The following is a 7046-nucleotide window of genomic DNA, read 5'->3' on the forward strand; positions in this document are numbered from 1 at the left end:
GTTCAGTCCTGGGTGTGCTCGCCGCGGTCCGCGGCTCGGGTCTCGAGCACGGCGTCGAGGCGGCGGAACTGCTCCTCGCGGACCAGCCGGTACCGGTCGATCCAGGCGGTGAGCGCCTCGAGCCGTGCGGGGTCCAGGTGGACGGGCCGGCGCTGGGCGTCACGGGTGCGCGTGACGAGCTGTGCCTGCTCGAGGACCTGGATGTGCTTCGAGATCGCCTGCTTGCTGATCGCGAAGGGTTCCGCCAGTTCCGTGACCGTGGCCGGCCCCCGGCTGAGCCGGGCGACGATGCGGCGACGGACCGGGTCGGCGAGGGCCAGGAAGGCCTTGTCGAGCAGCTCGTCGTCGTCCACGGTATTTGTCAACCAATCCTTTGATCAACGAGTTGGTTGACAACAACGCTACGCCCGCGCGGGCCCCGGAGGAAGGGGGTGCGGCTGCTCCGTGACCGTGTTGCGGAGTGTGACGCGGCGCCCGTCACAGTCGGCGGCGGGACGTCTTGTCGGGGTTCCGGGTTGGCTTTCGGGCGCGCGACCGGTGCAATGGGCAGTGCATCTATCCAGAGCGGCCGAGAGACCTGGCTCGTCGACGCCGCAGCAACCATCCGCCACCCCGAGAACGTCCGGGGGCCGGCGGAACGGTGCTCCCGCCAGGACCGATGGAGCAGCAGCAGACTGCCCGGGCCCAGCCCGTGCTCTCTGCCGCCCTCCCTCGGGGTGACCCCAGGAGGACCCGTGACCCCACCACCCGACCGGACGGCCCCGCCGTCGCTGTCCTACGAGCTCTACCCGCCGCGCTGCGCGGCGAGCGCCGACATCCTGCTGCGCACGCTGGACGAGCTCGAGCCCACCCGCCCCGACCACGTCTCCGTGACGTACAGCGGGGACGAGGACCGGCGGTCCCGCTCGCTCGCCCTGCTCGACCACCTCCTCGCCCGCACCGGCCTGCGGCCCCTGGCGCACCTGACGTGCGTGGGGGCCGCCCGGACGGAGCTGGAGGAGACCGTGACCACGCTGATCCGGCGCGGCGTCCGCGGTGTGCTCGCCCTGCGCGGGGACCTGCCGCAGGACCCGGCCACCGACCGCGGCGAGCTGTCCTTCGCCACGGAGCTCGTGGAGCTGGTCCGGGAGGTCGAGCGGCGGCACACCGCGACGCTGGCCGCGGGCCGGCTGGCCGTGGGCGTGGCCGCCTATCCGACCCGGCACCCGGAGTCGCCGTCGGCCCGGCACGACGTCGAGGTGCTGCTCGCCAAGCAGCGCTCCGGCGCGGACTTCGCGATCACCCAGGTCTACTTCCGCCCCGAGCGCTACGAGCGCCTGGTGGCCGCGGCCCGCGCGGCCGGGGTGACGATCCCGATCGTGCCGGGGATCATGCCCGTGACCGACCCCCGGCGGCTGCGCACCCTGTGCCGGCTCGCCGGCCTGGAGCCCGACCCCGACCTGGCGGCGGCGCTCGAGAACGCCTCCGGGCCCGCCGAGCGGCACCGGGCGGGCGTCGGCTTCGCGACCGCGCTCAGCCGCGCCGCCCTCGACGCCGGCGCGCCCGGCCTGCACCTCTACACCTTCAACGAGCACCGGGCCGCCCTCGACCTGCTCGAGCGCGTGGACCTGCCGCGCCCGCGCCCCGAGCCGGCGCCCGCCCTGCTGACCGCCTGACCGCACCCTTCCACCACTGCACAGGAGCATCCCCATGACCAGCACCCCGACCACCCCGTTCCCCGCCGCCACCATCACCGGCTACCCCCGCATCGGCCGGCGCCGCGAGCTCAAGAAGGCCCTCGAGGCCTACTGGGCCGGGCGCTCGTCCCGCGCGGAGCTCGAGGCCGTCGCCGCCGAGCTGCAGCTGGCCACGTACCGGAAGCTCGTGGAGCTGGGCCTCGGCGCGCAGGACGCGTCGCTGCCCGCCGCCTTCTCCCTCTACGACCAGGTGCTCGACACGGCCACCGCCCTCGGGGCGGTCCCGGCCCGCTTCGCGGACCTCGCCGACGCCGAGGGCCGGCTGGGCCTCGACGCGGGCTTCGTGCTGGCCCGCGGCGACGCCGGGCGCCCGCCCCTGGAGCTGACCAAGTGGTTCGACACCAACTACCACTACCTCGTCCCCGAGATCGGCCCGGGCACCCCGTTCCGCGCCGATCCGGCTGGGCTCGTCGCCGACGTCCGCCGCGCCGCCGAGCACGGCTTCGCCGTCCGCCCCGTCCTCGTGGGCCCGGTCTCCTTCCTGCTCCTCGCCAAGGCCGACGACGACGCCCCGGCCGGCTTCGACCCGCTCGAGCGCCTGCCCGAGCTGGTGCCGGTGTACGCCCAGCTGCTGCGCGAGCTCGCCGCGGCCGGGGCGCAGTGGGTGCAGCTGGAGGAACCGGCGCTCGTGGCCGACCAGCACGTCCCCGCCGAGCGCCTCGCGGAGGCCGTGTGGGATGCCTACACCGCGCTCACGGCCGCGGCGGAGCGCCCGCAGGTGTTCGTCACGACGCCCTACGGCTCCCCCGGTCCCCTGCTGCACCCGCTGGCCGCCTCCGGGATCGAGGCCCTGCACCTGGACCTGGTGGCAGGCACCGCCCCGTCCGCCGAGGAGCTCGAGCTGTTCCAGGAGGAGGACGCCCCCGTGCTCGTGGCCGGGGCGGTCGACGGGCACAACGTGTGGCGGGCCGACCTCGCGGGCCGGCTCGCCCAGCTCGCCGGCCTCTCCGGGGCCGGGGTGGCGGTCTCCGTGGCCAGCTCCACCTCGCTGTTCCACGTCCCCCACGACGTCGCGGAGGAGACGCAGCTCGACCCGCTGCTGCGCAGCTGGCTCTCCTTCGCCGACCAGAAGGTCGCCGAGATCGTGACCCTCTCCCGCGGCCTGGCCGACGGCGCGGAGGCCGTCGCCGGGGAGCTCGCCGCGGCGACCGAGGCCGGGCGCACCCGGGCGGGCGCGCCCGGGGTCCGGGACGCGGCGGTGCGCGAGCGGGCGGGCGCGGTGACCGGCGCCGAGATCGGGCGGGCGCCGGCGGAGGTGCGCCGCCGGGCGCAGGAGGGCCGGTCCTTCACGGCCTCGGGGCCCCTGCCCCCGCTGCCGACCACGACCATCGGCTCCTTCCCGCAGACCCCGCAGGTGCGGGCGGCGCGCGCGAAGGCCCGGTCGGGGCGGATCGGCGCCCAGGACTACGACCGGTTCCTGCGCGAGGAGATCGAGCGCGTGGTGCGGCTGCAGGAGGAGCTCGGCCTGGACGTGCTCGTGCACGGTGAGGCCGAGCGCAACGACATGGTCCAGTACTTCGCCGAGCACCTCGACGGCTTCGCGACCACGGTGCACGGCTGGGTGCAGTCCTACGGCTCCCGCTGCACGCGCCCCTCGATCCTGTGGGGCGACGTCAGCCGCGAGGGCGGCGGGGTGCGCGGCGAGGCGTTCACGGTGCCGTGGATCGGCCACGCCCAGTCGCTCACCGACCGGCCCGTCAAGGGCATGCTCACGGGCCCGGTGACGATCCTGGCGTGGTCCTTCGTGCGCGACGACCAGCCGCTGGCCGAGACCGCGGAGCAGGTCGCGCTCGCGCTGCGCGACGAGGTCGCCGACCTGGAGGCCGCCGGGATCGGGATCGTCCAGGTGGACGAGCCGGCACTGCGCGAGCTGCTGCCGCTGCGCCGGGCGGACCAGCCCGCCTACCTCGACTGGTCGGTGCGCGCGTTCCGCCTGGCGACCTCCGGGGTGCGGGACGAGACGCAGATCCACACGCACCTGTGCTACTCGGAGTTCGGCGAGGTGGTCTCCGCGATCGACGGCCTGGACGCCGACGTCACGAGCATCGAGGCGGCCCGGTCCCGGATGGAGGTGCTCACCGACCTGGAGGCCGCCGGGTTCTCCCGCGGCATCGGCCCGGGCACCTGGGACATCCACTCCCCGCGCGTGCCGTCGCAGCAGGAGATCGAGGGGCTGCTCGAGCGGGCCCTGGCGCACGTCCCGGCGAGCACGCTGTGGGTCAACCCGGACTGCGGGCTGAAGACCCGCGGCTACGCGGAGACCCGCGCCTCGCTCGAGCACCTCGTGGCCGCCGCCCGGGCCGTGCGCGAGCGGATCACGGAGCCGGCGGGCGTGCCGCTGCTGGTCCAGCACGGCCTGGAGGGCTGAGCCCGGGCCGCACCGGACGGGACGCGGGGAGCCCCGGGCACCACGGTCCTCCGTGGTGCCCGGGCTCCCCGCGCCGGGGCCTCAGCAGTCCTGGTCCGGACCGAGCTCCACGACGAGGATCGGCAGCTTCACGCGCTCGGCGGTGAAGGACACCACCCGGGCGTGCGGGATGCCCTTCTCCCGGACGAAGCGGCAGGCGACCAGCCCGTGGTCCCGGTTCTGGCCGATCATCAGCAGCCAGTGGGTGCCGGTCGCGTCCAGCGCGTGGGCCTGTCGGTCCAGGTCCTTCCCGGCCGGGTCCTGCTTGGTGCTCCGCTGGGCGAAACGGGCCGCGTAGGCCCTCATGTCCTCCTCGGTGCGCAGCATCCCGGCGGCGACCCGCCGGACGTCCTGGGTCCTCAGCTCGGGCGCGATCTGCTCGTCGCGGACCTCGCGGATGCGGCTCCCGGGCTCGTCGCCGATGACCGGGTGACCGGTGTAGGTCGTGCGCTCGATCCGGCGCAGGCGGGCGTCGTCCTTGTGCAGCTCCTGGTAGTCGCTGATCAGCGCGACGAGCTCGTCGTCCAGACCGCCCTTCTCGGGCTCCTGGGGGTCGTGCGAGTCGCGCGCCGGTCGTGACGGGGACATGCGTTCCTCCTGGACGCTGGACTCCGGAGTCCCACCACCAACGGTGGTACCCCCGATCCTATTCCTCCTCCCCCGGCCGGCACGGCCCCGGCGATGCCCGGGCGGATTCCTCCGCCGACCAGGGCGGGTAGGACCACCAGCGGGTGCAGGCTGCAGGACCCGGCCGTCGCGCTGGTGGATGGCGGCCACGACCCCCACGGCGATCAGCACCGCCACGGGCAGCGCCCGGGGGACCCGTACCACCAGGGGTTCTTCGATGACCACCGCCTCCGGCAGGGCCACGACGGCGGTGCCGCACACGCAGCAGCCCAGCACGTGCAGGGTCGTGGTGCCCGGCAGCAGGAGCTCGCTCAGGGCCTCGCCGTGGAAGGGCCCCGGGAAGACCCCCGGACCCGGGCGCCGAGTCAGAGCCGGTCGAGGAAGTCCCCGACGTTCTCCCACGTCCAGGCCTCGCACCGGGCGGCGCCCATCGCGTCCGGCTTCACCCGGAGAGCGGGCTCCAGCCACAGGCCCATCAGCGGTTTGCCCTCGGCCACCGCGCACCGGATCTGCCACAGGGCCGCCTCCGAGGCCCGGGTGTCTCCGCCGATCAGCGCGATCACCCCGTCGCAGCCGCGGATCCGCTCCCGCACGTCCTGCTTCCACTCCACCGGGCACGTCCTGTCCCCGGGCGGGTCCAGGAACCGGGCCTGGGCCCCGGCCCGGGCCCACTGAGTGGTGAACAGGTCCCGGAACAACTCGTCCTGCTCTGCGCATGCCAGGAACACGGTCTTCGGCGCCATTGCCGTCAACTCCCAAGAGATCGAGCGTCAGTGTTGATCAGTGTTGATGAGGGCCACGGTATCGTCCGGGCCCGCGGGCACGGGCAACATGACTTAACACCACGGACGCGGCCCCGGGGGGAGAGCCCCTGACCGGTCCGGGGCCGGTGCAGCACTGGCCGGGGCGTCGTCACCGCGCATTGCCGCGGGGTGCTCCCCGGACCTACTTTGGACGAGAAGCTCGACCAGACGACCGTCGTGTCCGCCGTGCCGACGAAGGACCCCTCCGATGCCTCGCCCTGATCCTCCCGCCCACGCCTCCGCCTCGCCCGGCGGCCGGCCCGTGCCCGGCCGGGGAGCCCCCGGGTGCCCGGTCGACGAGGCGCCGGGGGTGGAGACCCTGCGCTTCAGCACCTGCGACCCGGTCGAGGGGCTGGAGGTGCTCGGGCGCGTCTACGCGGTGAAGAAGATCCGGGTGGCCCCGGACGCGCCGTTCTCCATCGCGCAGGAGGCCAGGAGCATCCCGAACGTGGGCCTGGAGCGGGCCCGGTTCGCCGGGGCACCGGCGGCCGCACTGGTCGAGGCCCCCGAGACCGTGCGCGTCGGCCGGGTGCTGGGCGGACGGCTGGCTGTCGCCGAGGCCACCACCACCGCCCCGGGGGCCGGCCCGTTCCTCTTCCCGTCCCTGTCCTACACCGCCGCGTGGGGGGATCTGGACCTGCTGACCGTCTCCCTGGACGTGGCCGCGCTCCGGGCCCATGCCGCCGGCCTGCTCGGCGTGGAGCACCTCGGGCTGCGCTTCACCGGCACAAGCCCGGTGAGCCCGGCCATGGCCCGCCACCTGGCGGCGGCCGTGACCGCTTTCGGCCGCGACCAGCTGGGCAACGCCGAAGCCATGGCGTCCCCGCTGATCCGCGCCGAGGCCTTCCGGTGCCTGGCCACCGCGGTGTTGCACACCTTTCCGAACACCTTCCTCGACCAGCCCCCCGCCCCCGGCCAGGACCGCCCGGTCCCGGCCGGGGTGCGCCGTGCCGTGGCGTTCATGGAGGAGCACCTGGCCGCCGACATCGGCCTGCCCGAGATCGCCGCCGCGGCCCGGATGAGCCCGCGCGGTCTGCAGGCGGCCTTCCGCCGCGAGAAGGACACCACTCCGCTGGAGTACCTGCGCACGGCCCGGCTCGACGCCGCCCACCGGGACCTGCTGGCCGCCGACCCCGCGACGGGGCTGACGGTGGAGGCCGTGGCCCTGCGCTGGGGCTTCAGGCACCGGGGACGGTTCGCCGCCGCCTACCGGGACCGCCACGGGTGCAGCCCGGCGACGACCTTGCGCACCTGAGCGTCGCCGCCCGATCCCCGGGCCCTTCCGCGTGGCGCCGCTCCACGGCCCCGGAGCTTCCGGGCGGGGCCGCGTCCGTGGCCGGTGGTCCGGGGAGAGCAGGGATGGTCCGCGCAGCGCACGATCACGGCCCTGCGGTGGCGGGCTCCCCCGCCACCGGCTGACGATGGAGGGGTCGGGGGGCGTGGGGGGGCGGCGGGGGGCGGGGCGGGGGGGGG

6 protein-coding genes and 1 riboswitch are annotated in these 7046 nt (G+C 75.2%); of the genes, 3 read left to right on the top strand and 3 right to left on the bottom strand.

The genetic code is table 11. From position 1 onward, the window contains the following. Positions 1 to 2: 2 nt before the first annotated feature. Positions 3 to 365 carry an ArsR/SmtB family transcription factor gene (locus M3185_RS01210; RefSeq protein WP_285859267.1) on the bottom strand — a complete coding sequence of 121 codons (363 nt, stop codon included), beginning with the start codon at positions 363 to 365 and terminating at the stop codon, positions 3 to 5. Between the two features lie 187 nt (positions 366 to 552). Then, a riboswitch (SAM riboswitch) is annotated at positions 553 to 665 on the top strand. A 69-nt stretch (positions 666 to 734) separates the two neighbouring features. Here M3185_RS01210 and M3185_RS01215 point away from each other — a divergent pair. Further along, positions 735 to 1655, top strand: coding sequence for a methylenetetrahydrofolate reductase (locus tag M3185_RS01215; protein WP_251331845.1), 921 nt, complete (start codon positions 735 to 737; stop codon positions 1653 to 1655). Positions 1656 to 1689: 34 nt separating this feature from the next. After that, positions 1690 to 4104 (top strand): 5-methyltetrahydropteroyltriglutamate--homocysteine S-methyltransferase, encoded by a 2415-nt coding sequence (gene metE / locus M3185_RS01220; RefSeq protein WP_251331846.1) that lies wholly within the window; start codon positions 1690 to 1692, stop codon positions 4102 to 4104. A gap of 81 nt (positions 4105 to 4185) precedes the next feature. Here metE and M3185_RS01225 read toward each other — a convergent pair whose 3' ends face one another. Next, positions 4186 to 4731, bottom strand: a complete 546-nt coding sequence (locus tag M3185_RS01225; RefSeq protein WP_251331847.1) for a hypothetical protein — start codon at positions 4729 to 4731, stop codon at positions 4186 to 4188. A gap of 404 nt (positions 4732 to 5135) precedes the next feature. Further along, entirely contained in the window at positions 5136 to 5513 is a 378-nt protein-coding gene (locus M3185_RS01230; RefSeq protein WP_251331848.1) for a TIR domain-containing protein, read from the bottom strand. Positions 5514 to 5781: 268 nt separating this feature from the next. Here M3185_RS01230 and M3185_RS01235 point away from each other — a divergent pair, with 268 nt between their 5' ends. After that, complete coding sequence (locus M3185_RS01235; RefSeq protein ID WP_251331849.1) at positions 5782 to 6828, top strand: AraC family transcriptional regulator; 1047 nt, start codon at positions 5782 to 5784, stop codon at positions 6826 to 6828. The last annotated feature ends 218 nt before the right edge of the window (positions 6829 to 7046 follow it).

The sequence above is a fragment of the Kocuria rosea genome (assembly GCF_023715525.1).
GTDB lineage: Bacteria > Actinomycetota > Actinomycetes > Actinomycetales > Micrococcaceae > Kocuria > Kocuria rosea_A.

Excerpts from the sequence above, each read along its gene's own strand:
- M3185_RS01230 (WP_251331848.1), bottom strand. The coding sequence starts at position 5,513 with ATGGCGCCGAAGACCGTGTTCCTGGCATGCGCAGAGCAGGACGAGTTG.
- M3185_RS01235 (WP_251331849.1), top strand. The coding sequence starts at position 5,782 with ATGCCTCGCCCTGATCCTCCCGCCCACGCCTCCGCCTCGCCCGGCGGC.
- M3185_RS01225 (WP_251331847.1), bottom strand. The coding sequence starts at position 4,731 with ATGTCCCCGTCACGACCGGCGCGCGACTCGCACGACCCCCAGGAGCCC.
- metE (WP_251331846.1), top strand. The coding sequence starts at position 1,690 with ATGACCAGCACCCCGACCACCCCGTTCCCCGCCGCCACCATCACCGGC.